We start from the raw sequence: 16778 nt of genomic DNA on the forward strand, positions 1-16778 counted from the left end.
GACCCACCACGGCTGGACCCCCACCCGCAACCCCACCACCGGCACCACCACCTGGACCGCACCCACCGGCCACACCTACACACGACCCGCAACGCAGGTGGGAACCGTCTGCGAGGACGTCACGAGCCTCGCCGACGAGACCCGCCGCCGGCTCGGCACCGAGCATGACGACGGCCGGCAGGAGGTCCCACGGCCAGACCTTCCCGTCCCTGACGATCCACCGTTCTAGGGCAGTACCCGCGAGCGCCTCACGCCATGCCGAGCCCGCGTGCCCGGCGCAGCACGAGGTCCGGTACCGGTTCGGACACGTAGTCCTCGCTGACGGGCGCCGACGCGACACGACGCAGAGGCACCTCCCCGGCCCAGCCCGTCAGTTCCAGGTCACCGGGCTCCAGGCTGGCGCCACCCGCGCGCTGCTTCATCGACGCCTCGGCGAGGGGCAGTGCGATGACGACCGTGGCGGCCAGCTCCTTGCGGGTCGGGGGCCGGAGCGTCGCGGACCGTCCGGGGACCATGTGGTCGACGATCAGGTCGAGCGCACGGCGTCGTTCGTCCGTGTCGGTGACCCGTCGAGGTCGCCCGATCACCACGGCGGACCGGTAGTTCATGGAGTGGTGGAACCCGGTCCGGGCCAGCACCAGCCCGTCCAGCTCCGTGACGGTCACGCAGACGTCCTGCTCCAGCGCCGGCGCCAGCCATCCGGCGGCGACGGATCCGTGCAGGTAGAGCGTGCCGCCGTCGTCCGGTCCGGACGGGTCGACGCCGAACGCCGTGGGCAGCACCACCGGATGCGGGCCGGCGACCACGCCGAGGTGTGCCACGAGCGCGTCCGCCAGGAGTGTCATCAGCCGCTCCCGTTCGGCGACCTGGCGATTCCGGCCGCGCGTCGGGGTTGTCCGCGCCGTCGACGAGAGGCCATCCGTCTGCGGACGGGACGCCGTATGTGAGTCGGGCGCCGCCTGCGAGTCGGGCGCCGCCTGCGAGTCGGGCGCCGCCTGCAAGTGGGGCGCCGTCTGTGGGTGGTGCGCACCCTGCAGCAGGAGCGTGGCGGGGGCTGCGGGTTCGTGAGGAGCCGCGGGCTCGAGGGGATCCGTCGTCATGACGCTAGCCTGGTCCGCAGGTGGCCCAGGAGCACGAGCCAGTTCCGGTCGATCTCAACAGGCCACTCCCCCGCAGCACCCTGGCACACAGGCTCACCCGGCCATCCGCCCGCACTATCCCCGCCCACCGCAGCCCAGCCCAGCCCAGCCCAGCCCAGCCCAGCCCAGCCCAGCCCAGCCCAGCCCAGCCCAGAGATCCTCCCCCATGCTCCCCGTTCACCTGGACCGTTCCCTCCCGACGCCGCTCCCGGCCCAGCTCGCGGCCGCCGTCCGCGCCCTGGTCACCGACGGCACGCTCACCACCGGCGACCGTCTGCCCTCCAGCCGTGCCCTCGCGACCGACCTGGGCGTGGCGCGGGCCGTGGTCGAGCAGGCCTACGACCAGCTCCTCGCGGAGGCCTGGGTCGTGACCCGCCGGGGTGCGGGGACGTTCGTGGCGTCCGGCGAGGCGCTGCCCGCAGCCGCCCCCGTGGCACGACCCGCGACGCATGAACCGCGGTACGTGCAGCTCGACGCCGGGACGCCCTGGATCGACCCGCGCCATCTCGCAGGCTGGCGGCGGGCCTGGCGGGAGGTCTCGGCGGCTCGGCCTCCGCGGGGTTATCCGGACCCTCGCGGGGTGCCGGAGCTGCGCGAGGCGCTGGCCGAACGTCTCGGGCGCACCCGTGGGCTGACGGTCGGCCCGGACGAGATCCTGGTGACGGCCGGCACCACGGACGGTCTGCGCCAGCTCCTCGGCGTGCTGGATCCCGGGGCCGTGCTCGTGGAGGACCCCGGCTACCGCGCCGCGGTGGAGACGGTGCGCGCGGCCGGCCGGGTCGTCGTCGACCATCCGGCGAACGCGGCGGTCACGAGCCTGGACGGGTGTGCGGCCGCGTACGTGACGCCGGCCCACCAGCATCCGCTCGGCCGGGTCATGCCCGCCGCGGACCGGCTCGCGCTGCTCGGGGCGGCCCGGGCCGCGGACGCCGTCGTGCTGGAGGACGACTACGACTCCGAGTTCCGCTACGACGTCGCGCCCGTGCCGGCCCTCGCGGCGCTCGACCGGTCCCGGGTCGCCTACCTGGGAACCGCCGCGAAGTCGGTCAGCCCGGGTCTGCGGCTGGGCTGGCTCGTGGCGCCGCCGGCCCTGCACGAGCGCCTCGTGCGGCGGCGCACGATCACGCACGACACGCCGCCCTGGCCCACCCAGCGGGCCCTGCTCACGCTGCTGCGCGACGGGTGGGCCGACAAGGTGGTCCGCACGGCCCGCCGGGTCTACGCCGAGCGCGCACCCCGGGTCGCCGCCGCCCTGTCCCCGCACGCCGAGCTCGCCGGGCCGCTGGCGGGCATGTACTCGACCTGGCTCACGGACGCCTCGGCCGCCACGGCGGCTCGGGCGGCGGCGCGTGCCGCCGGGTTCGACATGCCGCTGCTCGCGCAGTACTGCCGTACCGCCCGGTTGTCGGGACTGGTGGTCGGCTTCGGCGGCGTGACCGACTCAGAGCTCGACCAGGCGCTGCGGGTCGTCGCGGAGGCCCTGGCACGGGGCGGGCCGGACGGGGCCTGAGCCCCGCCCCGTGCCGGGGAGCCGGTCAGACCAGCGAGTCCTCCCACGCGGCGTGCAGCCGGGCGTACCGCCCGTCGCCGGCGACGAGCTCGGCGGGCGTGCCGTCCTCGACGACCTCCCCGTGCTCCATCACCAGCACCCGGTCGGCGATCGCGACCGTCGAGAGGCGGTGCGCGATGATGATGGCCGTCCGGTCGGCCAGCAGCGTCTGCAGCCCGCGCTGCACCAGCCGCTCGCCCGGCATGTCGAGCGACGACGTCGCCTCGTCGAGCACGAGCACCGCCGGGTCGGCGAGGAACGCCCGGGCGAACGACAGGAGCTGACGCTGGCCCGCCGAAACGCGCCCGCCGCGCTTGTTCACGTCCGTGTCGTACCCGTCGGGCATGTCGAGCACGAACTCGTGGGCGCCCACGGCCCGCGCCGCCGCCTCGATCTCCGCCTGGGAGGCACCCGGGCGCCCGAGCGCGATGTTCTCGCGCACCGACCCGCTGAACAGGTACGCCTCCTGCGTCACCATGACGACGGCGCGACGCAGGTCCGCCGAGGCAAGGTCACGCACGTCGACGCCGTCCAGCCGCACCGCGCCGGCCGACGCGTCGTAGAACCGCGTGACCAGCTTGGCCACCGTCGACTTGCCCGCACCGGTGGTGCCCACCACGGCCACGGTCTGGCCGGCGGGGATGGTCAGGTCCAGGTCGGGCAGCACCACGGGGCCGTCGCCGTACTGGAAGCGCACGTGGTCCAGGCGCAGCTCGCCCCGGGCCCGCCCGTCGTGCAGGGGCAGCGGCGTGGGGTGCGCCGGCTCGACGACGGTCGGCTCCTCGGCGAGCAGCCCCGAGACCTTCTCCAGCGCCGCGGTCGCGGACTGGAACGCGTTGTAGAACATGCCGAGCTGCTGCACCGGCTGGAAGAACCGCTTGCAGTACAGCAGCACGGCGGCGAGCACGCCTACCTCGAGCCCGCCGTCCAGCACGCGCCAGCCGCCGACGGCGAGCGCCGCCACGACCGTCAGGTTGCCGATGAGGATCAGCCCGGGCTGGAACCGTCCGTTGACGCCGAAGATCTGCAGGTTGGCGTCGCGGTAGTCCTCGCCGAGCGTGCCGTAGTCGGCCTCGGTGGTGCGCTCCCGGCGGAAGGCCTGGACGGCGCGCATGCCGGTCATCGTCTCGACGAACTTGACGATGAGCCGGGCCGAGGCCGTGCGCTGCTCGCGGTAGTACCGCTGCGACATGCGCTGGAACCAGCGGGTGAGCAGCCAGGCCGGGATGAAGGCGACGGCGAGCACGAGCCCGGAGCGCCAGTCGACGTAGAACAGGAACCCGATGGTGAAGACCATCAGCAGCAGCGAGGAGACGACGCCGGTCAGGCCGCCGTCGAGCAGCTCGCGCAGCGCCTCCAGGTCGGAGGTCTGCCGGGAGATGATGCGCCCCGAGGTGTACGACTCGTGGAACTCCAGGGAGAGCCGCTGGGTCTGCCGGAACACGCGGCGGCGCAGGTCGAGCAGCACGGCCTGGGCGATCCGGGCGGCGGCGCGCACGTAGGCGCCCGCCGCGATGCCGCCGAGCACCGCGGCGACGAGGTAGCCGGCGCCGGTCAGGACCAGCGGTGTGACGGAGCCGTCGCGCAGTGCCGGGACGGCGTCGTCGATGGCCAGTCCCACGAACAGCGGCCCGGCCACCTGCCCGAGCGTGGAGGCCACGACGAGCACGGCCGCCCACGCCAGCGCCTTCTTGTGGGGGCGCAGCAGGTCCCCGAGCAGGTGCATGGACCGCCGGCGCACGCGGCGGGAGGCCTCCTTGCCGAGACTGGTGACGTCGTCCGCGGCGGCGTCGGTGGGGCGACGGCGGTCGGTGGGCTGGGTGGTGGCCGTCATGACAGCGCCTCCTGGCTTCGCGGTGCGGACTGGTCGGGTGCGGGCTCGTCCGGCGGGGACTCCTCGCCCGCGTGCGCCGCGTAGTCCTCCTCCAGGCTGGAGATGATGTACCGGTAGTGCGGATCGGTCGCCAGCAGCTCCTGGTGCGTGCCGACGGCGGTGATCCGCCCGCCCTGGAGCACGGCCACCCGGTCGGCCAGCGCCACGGTGGAGGGACGGTGCGCGATGACCAGGGTGGTGGTGGCCACGAGCACGTCGCGCAGCCGTGCGGTGACGGCCTCCTCGGTGGTGACGTCGAGCGCGGACAGGGGGTCGTCGAGCACGAGCACGCGGGGCCGGGCCGCGATGGCGCGGGCCAAGGCAAGCCGCTGTCGCTGACCGCCGGACAGCGACATGCCCTCCTCGCCGATGCGGGTGTCGGCGCCGTCGGGCAGGTCGGCCACGAAGTGCGCCTGCGCGATCTCCAGGGACTCGGTCATCAGGGCCTCGCGCTCGGCCGCGGGCAGGTCGTCGGGCACGCCGAGCAGCACGTTGTCCCGCACCGAGGCGGAGAACAGGGTCGGGTCCTCGAAGGCGACGGCGACGCGTTCACGGACCTGCTCGCGGGTCATGTCCCGCACGTCCACGCCGTCCACCTCGACGCGGCCCGCGGTGACGTCGAACAGGCGGGGCGCGAGCATCGCGAGGGTCGACTTGCCGGAGCCGGTCAGCCCCACCAGCGCCGTGGTGGTGCCGGGCGGCAGCTCCAGGTCGACGTGGTCGAGCACGGGGCGCTCGGCGTCGTCGAACCGGAAGGTGACGTCACGCAGGGCGACGTGCCCGCCCGTGGTGCCGCCGCAGCCGGGGGTGACCGGGGGCAGGTCGGCGGGGCGCTCCGGGTCCGTCAGCGGGTTGACCGTGTCCATGACCTCGAAGAAGCGGTCGACGGCGGTGCGCGCGTTGAGCGTCATCGACAGGGTCATGCCGAGGTCCACGACGGGGCCGTTGATCACGGCGGTCGTGGTGAAGAAGGCGACCAGGGCGCCCAGCGTCATGTCTCCGGAGGCCACGAGGTAGACGCCGACCACGAGCGCGACCGCCTGCGTCACCTCGGGGATGACGCGCAGCGCGGTGGTCAGGCCCGCGTCGGTGGTTGCCTTGCGGATCTCGGTCTCGCGCAGCTCGGCGGCCTGCTCGGTGAACTGGTCCAGCGCGTCCGGGCCGCGGCCGAACGCCTTGAGCACGCGGATGCCGTGCACGGACTCCTCGACCGTGGTGGCCAGGTCGCCCGACTGGTCCTGCGAGAGGCGGGAGATCTTGCGGTACTTGCGGGAGAACCGGAAGGCCAGGACGGTCACGGGGATCGCACCGCACAGGAAGATGATCCCCAGCCAGCCGCCGGTGGCCACGAGCAGGCCGACGCCGACGACGATGGTCACGATGCTGACCACGAGCTGCAGGATGCCGAACACGAGCCACCGGCGCAGCAGGCCGAGGTCGCCCATGATGCGGGACAGGAGCTGGCCGCCGGGCCACCGGTCGTGGAAGGACACCGGGAGGTCCTGCAGGTGGCGGAACAGGGCCATGCGCATCGCGGCCTCGACGCGCGTGCCGGGGAACATCACCAGGGTGCGGCGCAGCAGGATCAGGCCGGCCTCCCCGACGCCGAGCGCGGCGACGAGGACGACAGACCAGGCCAGGCCCGCCCAGTCGTGGTCGCGCGCGCCGGAGGCGAGGGGGCCGTCGGTGACCCACTGCAGGACGCGCGGGATGGCGAGCGCCATGAGGCTGGCGCCCAGGGAGGCGAGCAGGCCGCCGGCCAGCCGCGGCAACGCGGTGCGGACGTAAGGGTGCAGGCGGCGGATGGAGGCGACGGTGGAGAGCTCGCTGCGCGGTTCAGAGGAAGGATCGGATCGATTCGAGCGTTCGTCTGTGGGAGGCATCGCCTCCATTATCCGGGCGGGCGCAAGTTGTTAGTTTCGGTAAGCACCTAACATTCTGTGACCTGCGTCACGGCGTGCCCCGGCCCGCCTCCTCCCGCGTCAGGTAGGCCATGCGCGCCGTCTTGGGGCCCTGCGCCGACTCGAAGAAGACCTCCTCGCCCGCTGTGAACCCCAGCGCCGCCATGCGGCGCAGGGCCTTCTCGTTGCGCGCGTCGGGCTCGCCCACCAGGCGCCGGGTCCCCGCCCCGGCGAACAGGAAGTCGCGCAGTGCCGGGCCCAGGACCGCCCACGGGTCCTGCACCGCACCGTGCCGGGCGACCGGGCCCCGGCCGCCCAGGAAGAAGTGCAGGCCGAGGTCGCCGGGGGCGACGTCGTACGCGGCCGCCACGGGGTCGTGCTCGGGGTGGTAGGCCTGCACCAGGGCCACGGGCTCGCCGTCCCACCGCACGAGGTAGGCGTGGTGCGTGGGCAGGGACTCGACGAACGCGTAGGTGGCGGCCACCTCGTCGCGCGTGTGCTCCCCCATCCCCCAGAACGCGGCCCGCGGCTGCGTGAACCAGCGGTGCAGCAGGTCGGCGTCGGCCTCCGGGTCCAGCATGTGCGCGGTGACAACGCCGTGCGGGCCGACGTCGCGCCGCCACACCTGCGCACCGCGCGCGCCGTTCAGCAGCCGGCCCGTCGTGTCCACGGCGTACAGGCGGTCGAAGTCGGTGACGACGGGCACCGTGCCCGCGGCCGCCCAGGTGGCGTGCTGGTCGTCGAAGTGCGCCGTGCCCGGCCGGCCGTCGGCGCCGTACGGCACGCCCCAGCGGCTGCCCGCCCGGTCGGCGAGGTCCCAGACGTAGCGCGCGACCGAGCCGCGGTAGGCCGTGGGGGCCATGCCCGGCGAGCCGCCGGTGCAGCGGACGGTCTCGTTGTTGCCCGAGACCGGCGCCGGGCGCACGGCGGCGGTGTACGCGCCCGCGACGCCGGGCACCGGGGCCACTGGCGCCGGCACGTGCACGTCGCCCCACGTCCCGGACGCCTGGTCCGCCACCTCCGCGAGCGCCGCGCTCGCCTCGGCCGCCGGGTCGATCCGCAGCGGCTGCCCGTCCGGCCCGTCGACGACGAGCCAGTCGGCCGCCAGCAGGTGGGCGAGCCCCGCGCCGACCGCCGTCGGCACGTCGAACACCGCACCGAGCAGCGGTTCCAGTGCCGGGTCCTGCCCGTGCGGTGCGTGCAGGGGGGCCAGGACGGGGTGCCGGGCTATCCGGTGGGTGAGCGCGTCGCGCCAGCGCATGTAGAGGGCGGCGTCGGCCGAGCCCGCCTCGACGTGGGCGCCCTCGGCCACCCAGGCGCGCAGGCGGACGGCGGCGGACGCGTCGCCCGCCAGGTGCGCGACGAGGGCTGCCGCGCCGAGGTCGCGGGTGTCGCCGTGCACGCGGGCCTGCGTGCCGGGCGACTCCGGCCGGTCGGCGGCGGCGAGGATCTGGCGGATGCGCTCGGCCCGGTGGGGCACGTAGGACCAGCCGAGGTCGTGCGCCTCGCGGTCCGGGCGCACGTCGCGCGGTCCGTACCCGGGCCGGCCGTCCAGCTCGGCGGGTGCCTGGGTGACGGGCCGCTCGTTCGCGTCCACGGCGACCTGGGTCACCCGGGTCGGCGCGGGGAGCGTCACGTAGCCGTCGGCGGGCTTGGGCGCGGGCAGGGCGCGGTCGGTCGCGGCGGGCACCCGGCCCGCGGTCAGGCTCAGCACCTCGCCCGTGCTGTCGGCGGTGAGCACCCGGTTGACCGGGTCGACCCACCCGGCGAAGGCGTCGGCCACGTCGCGGGCCGTGCGGGCGTGCAGCAGGCCGCGCCAGGCCGCGACACCGACGTCGGACAGCTCGCGGGCCGGCCAGCTCAGGCGCCAGGCGCCGGGGTCGGCGCTGTCCGCGCCGTCGGACACGACCTCGACGTGGTGGGCGGCGGCATTGGTGATGCCCCACGCCACGGAGCCCGCCACGGAACCTGCCGCAGCGCCTGCCGCAGAGTCCGGCCCCCAGGCGGCATGCGCGAAGTGCGGCACGCCGGGGACGCCGGGGAAAGCGAACCCCAGCACGTCGTACGGGGCGGCGGGGTCGGTGCACACCAGCCGGACCTGCTGGTACGGGCCGGGCAGCTCCAGGGTGCGGTGAGGGTCGCCGGCCACCAGGGGGCTGCCGGAGGCCGTGAACGCACCGTGCACGGCCCAGGCGTTGGAGCCGGACCCGGCGTCGGCGGCGAACAGGCCCAGCACGCGCTCCAGGGGCACGCCGGGCACGTGCAGGTGCCGGGCCACGTGGGCCCGCCACAGGATGGCGGGGAACCCGTTGAACAGCACGTGGGTGGCCAGGAAGACGCCGATCGGCGTCCACGGCTCCCACGGCCGGTGGGGCACGCCCGCCAGCTCGGGGACGTCCCGGCCGCCGGCGAGCAGGCCGGCGCTCACGCCGTCGGCGTAGGCGGCCAGCCACGCCCGGTCGGCCGGCGCCGCGGCGTCGTGGATCGCGCGAGCGGTGTCGGCCAGCCGCTCCCGCGCGGCGAAGCGGTCCCACGCCGCACCCGCGACGCCCGCGAGCTCGGCGTACCGCTCCTCGGCGCGCATCCGGTCCGCCTCGATCTGCAGGCCGCGGTCCTGGGCGGTCACCCAGCCCTGGCCGTAGGCCAGCGCGGTCTCGGAGGCGGCCCGCACGTGGGGGATGCCGAGGTCGTCACGAAACAGGTCGAAGTCCACGTCTTCCATCATCTCTGGGGGATCTGCTCGGAGTCATGCACCGGTCCTGCGCACGGGGTTGTCGATGGTCCCGGCGTAGATCAGCGACTCCGACTGGTTGGCGAGGTCCACCATCTGCAGCGTGTTGCGCAGCTGGAGGCGGTTGAGGCAGGAGTGGGCGAACCGCGCGGCCCGCAGGTCGATGCCGGTGCGCAGGTCCGGGTGCTCGGCGGCGTGCCGGTCGATCGTGGCGGCCACCAGCGCCCAGAACCGGTCCTCGCCGAGCACGCCGTCGCCCGCGAGGATGCCCGCCAGGTGCCGCAGCACGCCGTCGAACACGTCGGTGAAGATCGCGAGCGCCTTCTCCTCGTCGTCGACGACGGCCCGGATGCGCTCGACCTGCTCGGGCAGGGGCCGGTGCCCGAGCATGGCCACCTCCTCCCCGATGTCCTTCATAAGGGCACGCACCACGACGCCGTCGCGCAGCACGAGGATGAGGTTCTCCCCGTGCGGCATGAACGCGAGCTCGTGGGCCAGCAGGCAGTGCACCAGCGGGTACAGGTAGGCGTCGAGGTAGGCCTGCAGCCACTGCTCGGGCGGCAGGCCCGACTCGCGGGCCAGGGTGGTGGCGAACGCGGTGCCGCCGGCGTCGCGGTGCAGCAGGCTCGCCATGGTGACCAGCCGTTCGCCGGGTGCCAGGCGGGGCACGGGCGACTCGCGCCACAGGGCCGCGAGCATCTTGCGGTGCGGGTTGGGCTGGGGGGTGCGGTGGTAGACGTCGCCGGTGTACCCGGCGGAGGCGACCTCGCGCAGCACGCCGAACCCGCTCGCGCGCAGGGTCTCGTCACCCGCGACCAGGTCGGCCACCCAGTCGTTGATCGCCGGGGTGACGCGCATGTAGGCGGGCGACAGGCCGCGCAGGAACCCCATGTTCTGGATGGCGAGCGCCACCTTGACGTAGTGCCGCTCGGGGCGGGTGCGGTTGAACATGGTGCGGATCGACTGCTGCGGCTGGTACTCGTCCGACCCGGGGCCGAGCGGCACGAGGTCGCCGCGGGCGACGTCGGCGGCGAACGTGATCGCGACGCGGTGGTCCCACTGCCAGGGGTGCACGGGCAGGTAGAGGTAGTCGGCCGGGTCGTGGCCGCGGGCGGCCACGCGCTCGGCGAAGGCGGTGCGCTCGGCGTCGGACAGCTCGGCGCCGTAGTGGCCGGCCTCGGTGCGGTCGGCGGCCAGGGCCAGGTGGGTGTGCTCGCGGCGGGCCGCGAGCCACAGCATGCGCACGCGCTGCCCGCGTTCGGGGGCGTAGGTGCGGTAGTCGTCCAGGGAGAAGCCGATGCGGCCGTTGTTGGCCACGAAGCTCGGGTGCCCCTCGGACATGGCGGCCTCGACCTGCTGGAACGCCTCGGCGACGTCCTGGGTACCGGACGCCGTCCGCATCGCGTCCAGCAGGCCGCGCACCGAGGGCGTGGCGCCGTCGAGCTCGCGCTCGCGCTTGGCGGCGGCGCTGGCCAGGGTGGAGGAGAGCTCTTCGAGGTAGGTCGCCAGGAGGGCGTCCGGCACCTGGAGCAGCGGCTGGAGCTCGGCGACCAGCTCCAGCGCGTCCACGGGCAGGTCGACCTCGCCGCGCAGCCCCGCGGCGCCGGTGCGGCGCACGGACGCCGGGTCGATCACCCAGTGCTCCAGGGCGTGGCGGCGGGCGGTGAACCGGTAGGTGACGCCGTCGAGGGCGAGGCGATAGCGGGCGGGCGCGCCGGGGCCGGCGGGTGCGTCGAGCTCCGGCTCGAAGAGGCGCTCGTGGGCGAGCTCCGCGAGCGCCTTGGCGGCCAGGTGACGGTGGGCGTGCTCCATGTGGCCGGGGGTGAGGTGCGACGCGAGCACCGGGCCCTCGCCCAGGGCGGAGGCCGCGAAGTCGGCGCGGGTGGCGACGCTGAGGGCGGCCCGCTTGGCGTGCGCGCCGCGGCCGAGGTCCACCTCGCGCAGCACCCGGAACCCGGCGGCGGCGTTCTTGGCGGCGATCTTGCGGTTGCCGACGTCCGGCTCGACGACGACGCGCGTCGCGCCCCGCCCGGCGTCGTGCGGTCCGCCGTCGGACAGGCAGAACCGCATGACGGCGGTCATGACGGCGTCGGTCAGGCCGTGCCGCGGGGCCTCGGGCGGGGCCACGAGGAGGTGCATGCCCAGGTCGCCGGGCAGCGCGTCGTGCACGCCGGTGAGCAGCACGTGCGCGGGGTCGTACGTCTCGGTGAGGAACACGGGCTCCCCGTCGAGGCGGCCGAGCCAGGCGTCCTCGTGCGGGCCGCCCTGGACGGCGGCGAGGTACTCGCGCACCTCGTCGACGCTCAGGGTGCTCATCTGCCAGTAGGCCGCGGACGGGTGCGCGAGCCAGCCCTGGACCAGCTCGGCGTCCCGCGCGGGGACCACGGGTTCGAGGGTGACCTCACCCAGGCGGGTGGTGGTGCGGAAGACCTGCAGGGTGGTCGGTGCGGTCACGGGGCGACCTCCGTCCGGGTGCGGGAGGTGGGCAGGCCGAACTGCTGGAAGGCGATCCGGCGCTCGATCGGGTAGGGCTCGCGGCCCGTGACGGTAGCGAGGATCACCGAGCTGCGCCAGGGCCCGAAGCCGAGGTCCGGCGCGGTGACGCCGTGCGTGTGCTCCTCGCCGTTCATGACGTGGATGCGCCGGTCGCCGTCCACGGTGTAGTCGCGGGCCACGACGTAGCGGCCCCGGTCGTCGACGTCGACCAGGCCGGGCGCCAGGAAGCGCGGCACCTGGGCGGCGTAGCCGGTGGCGGCGACGACGGCGCGCGTGCGGTGCTCGGCGGTGGTGCCGAGCTGGCCGTGGCGCAGGGTGAGCACGTACTCGCCGGCCCCGCCCGCGCCGTCGGGGTCGAACCGGGCCGCGACCACCTCGGTGTCGGTCAGGAGCGTGGTCGGCACCTCGCGGCCGAGCGCGGACCGGCGGTACAGGGTGTCGTAGATGTCGTCGACGAGGTCGCCGCTGATCCCCTTGTAGAGGTTGCGCTGCTCGCGGCCGAGCTGGTCGCGCAGCGCGGCGGGCAGGGCGGCGTAGTGGTCGGTGTACTCCGGCGAGGTCATCTCCAGGGTGAGCTTGGTGTACTCCATGGGGAAGAACCGCGGCGAGCGGGTCACCCAGTCCAGGCGGTACTCCCCCGGGCCGGTGCCGCAGCCGTCCAGGAGGTCGCGGTACACCTCGGCGGCGGACTGCCCGCTGCCCACCACGGTGACGGACCCGGACGCGGCGAGCGCCTCCCGGTGCGGCAGGTAGTCGGCGGTGTGCACGACGGGACCGGCGTGCGCCCCGAGGTCACCCAGGACCGCGGGCAGGCGCGGCTGGGTGCCGGTGCCGAGCACGAGGTGCTTGGCACAGTATTTCTCGGTGCCGTCCGGCGTCTCGGCCGTGACCTCGAACAGGTACCCGCCGTCCGGCGCGGGCACGCGCACCACGCCGGTCACGCGCCGCCCCCACCGCAGCGCCGGGAGCTGCGCGGCCACCCAGCGGCAGTACTCGTCGTACTCGGCACGCAGCGGGTAGAACGACTCGCGGATGTAGAACGGGTACAGCCGCCCCGTCGCCTTGAGCCACGCCAGGAACGAGTACCGCGAGGTGGGGTCGGCCATCGTCACCAGGTCGGCCAGGAACGGGACCTGCAGCGTGGTGCCCTCGATGAGCATCCCGGGGTGCCACGAGAAGCCGTCGGCCTGGTCCAGGAACACCGCGTCCACGTCGTCCAGCGGGTCGGCCAGGGCCGCCAGGCCGAGGCCGAAGGGCCCGATCCCGACGCAGACGAGGTCGTGCACGGGCAGGTCCCGCACGGGCAGGGCGGTGCTCATCGGTCCTCCCCCTCGGCGCGCTCCAGGCGGGGGTGCACGTCGCGGCACGGCGGCTCGTCGGTGTCCGCGAGCGCCTCCCCGGCGAGCAGCCCGTGGGCGGCGGACCGGACCAGCTCCAGCACGCCGCGGATGTCGGCGAGCGTGGCGTCCGGGTTCAGGAGGGTGAGCTTGAGGCACGGGCGGCCGTCGATCACGGTCTTGGCCACCAGGGCACGGCCGGAGTCGAACAGGACGCGCCGCACCTGGGGCACCAGGGCGTCGGCCCGCGCGGGGTCGAGGCCGTCGGGCTGGTAGCGGAACAGCACCGTGGACAGGTCGGTGGTGCCGACCAGCCGGAAGTCGTGGTCCCCGGCGAGGTCCTGGTGCACGGCGGCGGCCAGGTCGCACACGGCGTCGACCATCGCGCCCACGCCGTCGGGGCCCAGGGCGCGCAGCGTGACCCAGAGCTTGAGGGCGTCGAACCGGCGCGTGGTCTGCAGGGACTTGTCGACCTGGTTGGGCTCGGCGTTCTCCTCCGGGTTGAGGTAGTCCGCGTGCCAGGCCACGGGCGCCAGGTCGGCCCGCTCGCGCACGATCAGCGCGCTGGAGGACACCGGCTGGAAGAACGACTTGTGGAAGTCGACGGTGACGCTGCGGGCCCGCTCGATGCCGGCCAGCAGGTGGCGGCGCGTGGGGCTGACCAGCAGCCCGCAGCCGTAGGCGGCGTCGACGTGCAGCCAGGTGCCCACGGCGTCGCACAGGTCGGCGACCGGGCCCAGGGGGTCGATGCAGCCGCGGTCGGTGGTGCCGGCGGTCGCGACGACGGCGATCACGACGTCGCCGGTGCGTTCGACGTCCACCAGCGTCCGGGCCAGGGCGTCGGCGCTCATGCGGCCGTCGGCGTCGGTGCCCACGGCGACCACGGCGTCGTCGGGCAGGCCGAGCAGGAGCGCGGACTTGGCGATGCTGAAGTGGCTGACCTCGGTGGCCAGGATCCGCATGGACTCCAGGCGCACACCGGTCCGCCGCGCCTTCTCCCGGGCCAGGAACAGGGCCTGGAAGTTGGACTGGGTGCCGCCGGAGGTGAAGACGCCGTCGGCGCCCGGCCCCTCGCCGCCGTCCACCGGGAAGCCGATGCGGCCCGCGGTCCACTCCACGAGCCGCCGCTCCATCAGGGTGGCCACCGTGGACTGGTCGTAGGTGTCCACGGAGGTGTTGATCGCGGCCAGCATCGTCTCCGCCCCCACCGCGGGCAGCGCGACCGGGCAGTTCAGGTGCGCCGCGTAGGTGGGCGCGTGGAACCAGATCGCGTGCGTCGCGTACAGGTCCGCGGCCTCCCGCAGCGCCTCGCTCGTGCCCGACGGCGGACCGTCCAGGTCCACGGCGGCCACCAAGTCCCGCAGCTCGGCGCGGCTGGCGCCGGAGAACGGCTGCGTGACGGACGCGAGCCGGGCGGCCACGTCGCGGGCGACCTCGTGGACGGTGTCCGCGTAGGCGCTCGCCGTGGCCCCGCGCACCAGCGCGGTCGTGTCGTGCTTCGTCGTCACCGGCTGGGTCGCCGCGGGCAGGCGTGAGGGCATGCGAAAGTCTCCTTCGGAGGGATCGCGGGAAGGGAAGAACCAGAACTTAGGTTTGCCTGACCTAACCTAATCGCTGGCGGGTTCCCGTCAACCCATGGGCGCCACCAGGAAGGTGGCGCCCGTCACTCCCGGGCCTGTCGGCCGTGCCCGTCAGCCGTGCCCGTCAGCCGTGCCCGGCGGCCACCCAGGCCGCGATCCCGCCGGCCACCGACCGGGCCCCGACCCCCGCCTCGGCCAGCCGCCGCGCCACGCGCTCAGACCGGACCCCGGCCTGGCACAGCACGTGCACCGGGCGGCCCGCCGCCCACGCCGCGACCTCGCCCACCGCCGTGCCGGCCCCCGGGCCGGTGAACGCCCCCGACGGGACCACACGGGCGCCGGGCCAGGCCGTGAGCTCCACCTCCCACGGCTCCCGCACGTCCAGCACCAGGGGCTCCCCGCCGCCGTCGCGCAGGGCGGCGAGCTCCCGTACCGAGACGGTGCCGGGGCCGTCCGTGCCGTCGGGGCCGTCCGCCGCCGGCAGCCCGCAGAACACGGCGTACGGGTCGGCTCCGTCCGCGGCGGCCAGGAGTGCCGTGACCGGCTCCCGGGCCGGGTCGCGCCGCACCGTGAGCTGCCGCCAGGTCAGGGCCAGCGCGTCGTACACCGCCAGGCGCCCGAGCAGGGTGTCCCCCGCCCCGGTGACGAGCTTGACCGCCTCCGTGGCCATGACCGAGCCCACGGTGCCGCACATCGCGCCGAGCACCCCGGCCGTCGCGCAGTCCGGCGACGCCCCCGGCGGCGGGGGCACGGGGAACACGTCCCGGTAGGTCACGCCCTCCACGCCGGCCGGGGGCGCGCCCCAGAACGTGGCGACCTGCCCCGTGAACCGGTGGATCGCGCCCCAGACGCACGGGACGCCGAGCACCTCGGCGGCGTCCGAGACCAGGTAGCGGGTCGCGAAGGCGTCGGTCCCGTCGAGCACCAGGTCGTACCCGGACAGCACCTCCAGCGCGTTCGCCGTCGTCAGCCGCTCGGGGTGCTCCACGACCTCGACGTGCGGGTTGACCTCGGCGACCGCCTCCCGCGCCGACGCCGTCTTGGGCCGCCCGAGGTCCGAGACCCCGTGCACCACCTGCCGCTGCAGGTTGGACACCTCGACCACGTCGTCGTCCACGACACCCAGCGTGCCCACGCCGGCGGCGGCGAGGTACAGCAGCACGGGACTGCCCAGCCCGCCCGCGCCCACCACGAGCACGCGCGCGTTCGCCAGGCGGCGCTGGCCCTCGGGTCCCACGCCGGGCAGCACCAGGTGCCGCGCGTACCGGGCCAGCTCGTCCCGCCCCAGGTCGCGGCCCGGCTCGACCAGCGGCGGCAGCGCGGTCACAGCGCGAGGTCCAGGTTGCCGCCGACGGCGACCAGCCCGTCCACGGGCGACGAGGCCAGCGCCCGCTCGCGGCGCGGCGGCCGGCCCGCGCGGGCGGCGTCGTACCCCGCCTCGACGGCCAGGCGCATCGCGCGGGCCATGCGCACCGGGTCGGCGGCGCGCGTCACGGCCGTGGCCAGCAGCACGCCGTCGCACCCGAGCTCCATGGCCAGCGCGGCGTCGGACGCCGTGCCGATGCCCGCGTCCAGGATCACCGGGACCGACGCCGCCGCGGCGATCGCCTCGATGTTGCGCGGGTTGGCGATGCCGAGCCCCGAGCCGATCGGCGAGCCCAGGGGCATCACCGCCGCGCAGCCCACGTCCTCCAGCCGGCGCGCCACCACCGGGTCGTCGCTCGTGTACGGCAGCACGGTGAACCCCTCGTCGACCAGGGTCCGCGCGGCCTCCACGAGGCCGATGGGGTCGGGCAGCAGCGTCACGTCGTCGGCGATGACCTCCAGCTTGACCCAGTCGGTCGCGCACGCCTCCCGGGCGAGCCGGGCGGTGAGCACCGCCTCGTGCACGGAGAAGCAGCCTGCCGTGTTGGGCAGCGCGCGGATGCCGAGCCGCGCGAGCAGCCCCCACACCGAGGGGTCACCGGCGCGCGCCGGGTCGTCCGCGGCACGCGGCCGCGACACCCGGCGCATCGCCACGGTGGTCAGCTCCGTGCCGGACGCCACGAGCGCGTCCTCCAGCGCGAGCAGGCTCGCCGCTCCCCCGGTGCCCATGACCAGGCGTGAGGACAGCTCCGTGCCCGCGATGGTCAGGGGCGCGTCCGGCACGACCGGTTCCGTCGGCTCCGTCAT

10 protein-coding genes and 1 pseudogene are annotated in these 16778 nt (G+C 75.1%); 2 read left to right on the forward strand and 9 right to left on the reverse strand.

Features of this window, described 5'->3' with window-relative positions; all coding sequences use genetic code 11:
* Nucleotides 1-229, forward strand: a pseudogene (locus tag ACIG47_RS24760) (hypothetical protein); the annotation flags it as partial.
* A gap of 19 nt (nt 230-248) precedes the next feature.
* On the opposite strand, the gene ACIG47_RS24765 reads toward ACIG47_RS24760, so the two are convergent.
* Entirely contained in the window at nt 249-1100 is an 852-nt protein-coding gene (locus ACIG47_RS24765) for a pyridoxamine 5'-phosphate oxidase family protein (RefSeq protein WP_397433739.1), read from the reverse strand.
* 205 nt (nt 1101-1305) lie between these two features.
* On the opposite strand from ACIG47_RS24765, the gene ACIG47_RS24770 reads away from it, so the two are divergent.
* Complete coding sequence (locus ACIG47_RS24770; RefSeq protein ID WP_397433740.1) at nt 1306-2649, forward strand: PLP-dependent aminotransferase family protein; 1344 nt, start codon at nt 1306-1308, stop codon at nt 2647-2649.
* A 25-nt stretch (nt 2650-2674) separates the two neighbouring features.
* Here ACIG47_RS24770 and ACIG47_RS24775 read toward each other — a convergent pair whose 3' ends face one another.
* From ACIG47_RS24775 to ACIG47_RS24810, 8 genes are all read right to left on the reverse strand, one after another.
* A complete protein-coding gene (locus ACIG47_RS24775) occupies nt 2675-4522 on the reverse strand; it encodes an ABC transporter ATP-binding protein (protein WP_397417704.1) in 1848 nt (615 codons plus the stop codon).
* Nucleotides 4519-6453: an ABC transporter ATP-binding protein gene (locus tag ACIG47_RS24780; protein ID WP_397433741.1), complete on the reverse strand. Its 1935-nt coding sequence runs from the start codon at nt 6451-6453 to the stop codon at nt 4519-4521. Before ACIG47_RS24780 ends, ACIG47_RS24775 begins: the two co-directional genes overlap by 4 nt.
* A 58-nt stretch (nt 6454-6511) precedes the next feature.
* Nucleotides 6512-9175, reverse strand: coding sequence for a GNAT family N-acetyltransferase (locus ACIG47_RS24785; RefSeq protein ID WP_397433742.1), 2664 nt, complete (start codon nt 9173-9175; stop codon nt 6512-6514).
* Between the two features lie 33 nt (nt 9176-9208).
* Nucleotides 9209-11647, reverse strand: a complete 2439-nt coding sequence (locus tag ACIG47_RS24790) for a GNAT family N-acetyltransferase (protein WP_397433743.1) — start codon at nt 11645-11647, stop codon at nt 9209-9211.
* Complete coding sequence (locus ACIG47_RS24795) at nt 11644-13008, reverse strand: lysine N(6)-hydroxylase/L-ornithine N(5)-oxygenase family protein (RefSeq protein WP_397433744.1); 1365 nt, start codon at nt 13006-13008, stop codon at nt 11644-11646. The genes ACIG47_RS24790 and ACIG47_RS24795 overlap by 4 nt, the downstream gene beginning before the upstream one ends.
* Nucleotides 13005-14567, reverse strand: coding sequence for a pyridoxal phosphate-dependent decarboxylase family protein (locus ACIG47_RS24800; RefSeq protein ID WP_397433745.1), 1563 nt, complete (start codon nt 14565-14567; stop codon nt 13005-13007). Before ACIG47_RS24800 ends, ACIG47_RS24795 begins: the two co-directional genes overlap by 4 nt.
* Before the next feature lie 163 nt (nt 14568-14730).
* The gene (locus ACIG47_RS24805; protein ID WP_397433746.1) at nt 14731-15933 is read right to left on the reverse strand and encodes a ThiF family adenylyltransferase; all 1203 of its coding nucleotides are present in this window, start codon (nt 15931-15933) and stop codon (nt 14731-14733) included.
* Entirely contained in the window at nt 15930-16778 is an 849-nt protein-coding gene (locus tag ACIG47_RS24810; RefSeq protein ID WP_397433747.1) for a thiazole synthase, read from the reverse strand. Before ACIG47_RS24810 ends, ACIG47_RS24805 begins: the two co-directional genes overlap by 4 nt.

Origin of the sequence: Promicromonospora sp. NPDC052451 (genome assembly GCF_044547525.1) — a bacterium.
Lineage (GTDB): Bacteria > Actinomycetota > Actinomycetes > Actinomycetales > Cellulomonadaceae > Promicromonospora.

Coding starts and splice junctions, on each gene's coding strand:
- ACIG47_RS24775 (WP_397417704.1), bottom strand. CDS start 4,522: ATGACGGCCACCACCCAGCCCACCGACCGCCGTCGCCCCACCGACGCC.
- ACIG47_RS24765 (WP_397433739.1), bottom strand. CDS start 1,100: ATGACGACGGATCCCCTCGAGCCCGCGGCTCCTCACGAACCCGCAGCC.
- ACIG47_RS24810 (WP_397433747.1), bottom strand. CDS start 16,778: ATGACGGAGCCGACGGAACCGGTCGTGCCGGACGCGCCCCTGACCATC.
- ACIG47_RS24780 (WP_397433741.1), bottom strand. CDS start 6,453: ATGGAGGCGATGCCTCCCACAGACGAACGCTCGAATCGATCCGATCCT.
- ACIG47_RS24795 (WP_397433744.1), bottom strand. CDS start 13,008: ATGAGCACCGCCCTGCCCGTGCGGGACCTGCCCGTGCACGACCTCGTC.
- ACIG47_RS24770 (WP_397433740.1), top strand. CDS start 1,306: ATGCTCCCCGTTCACCTGGACCGTTCCCTCCCGACGCCGCTCCCGGCC.
- ACIG47_RS24800 (WP_397433745.1), bottom strand. CDS start 14,567: ATGCCCTCACGCCTGCCCGCGGCGACCCAGCCGGTGACGACGAAGCAC.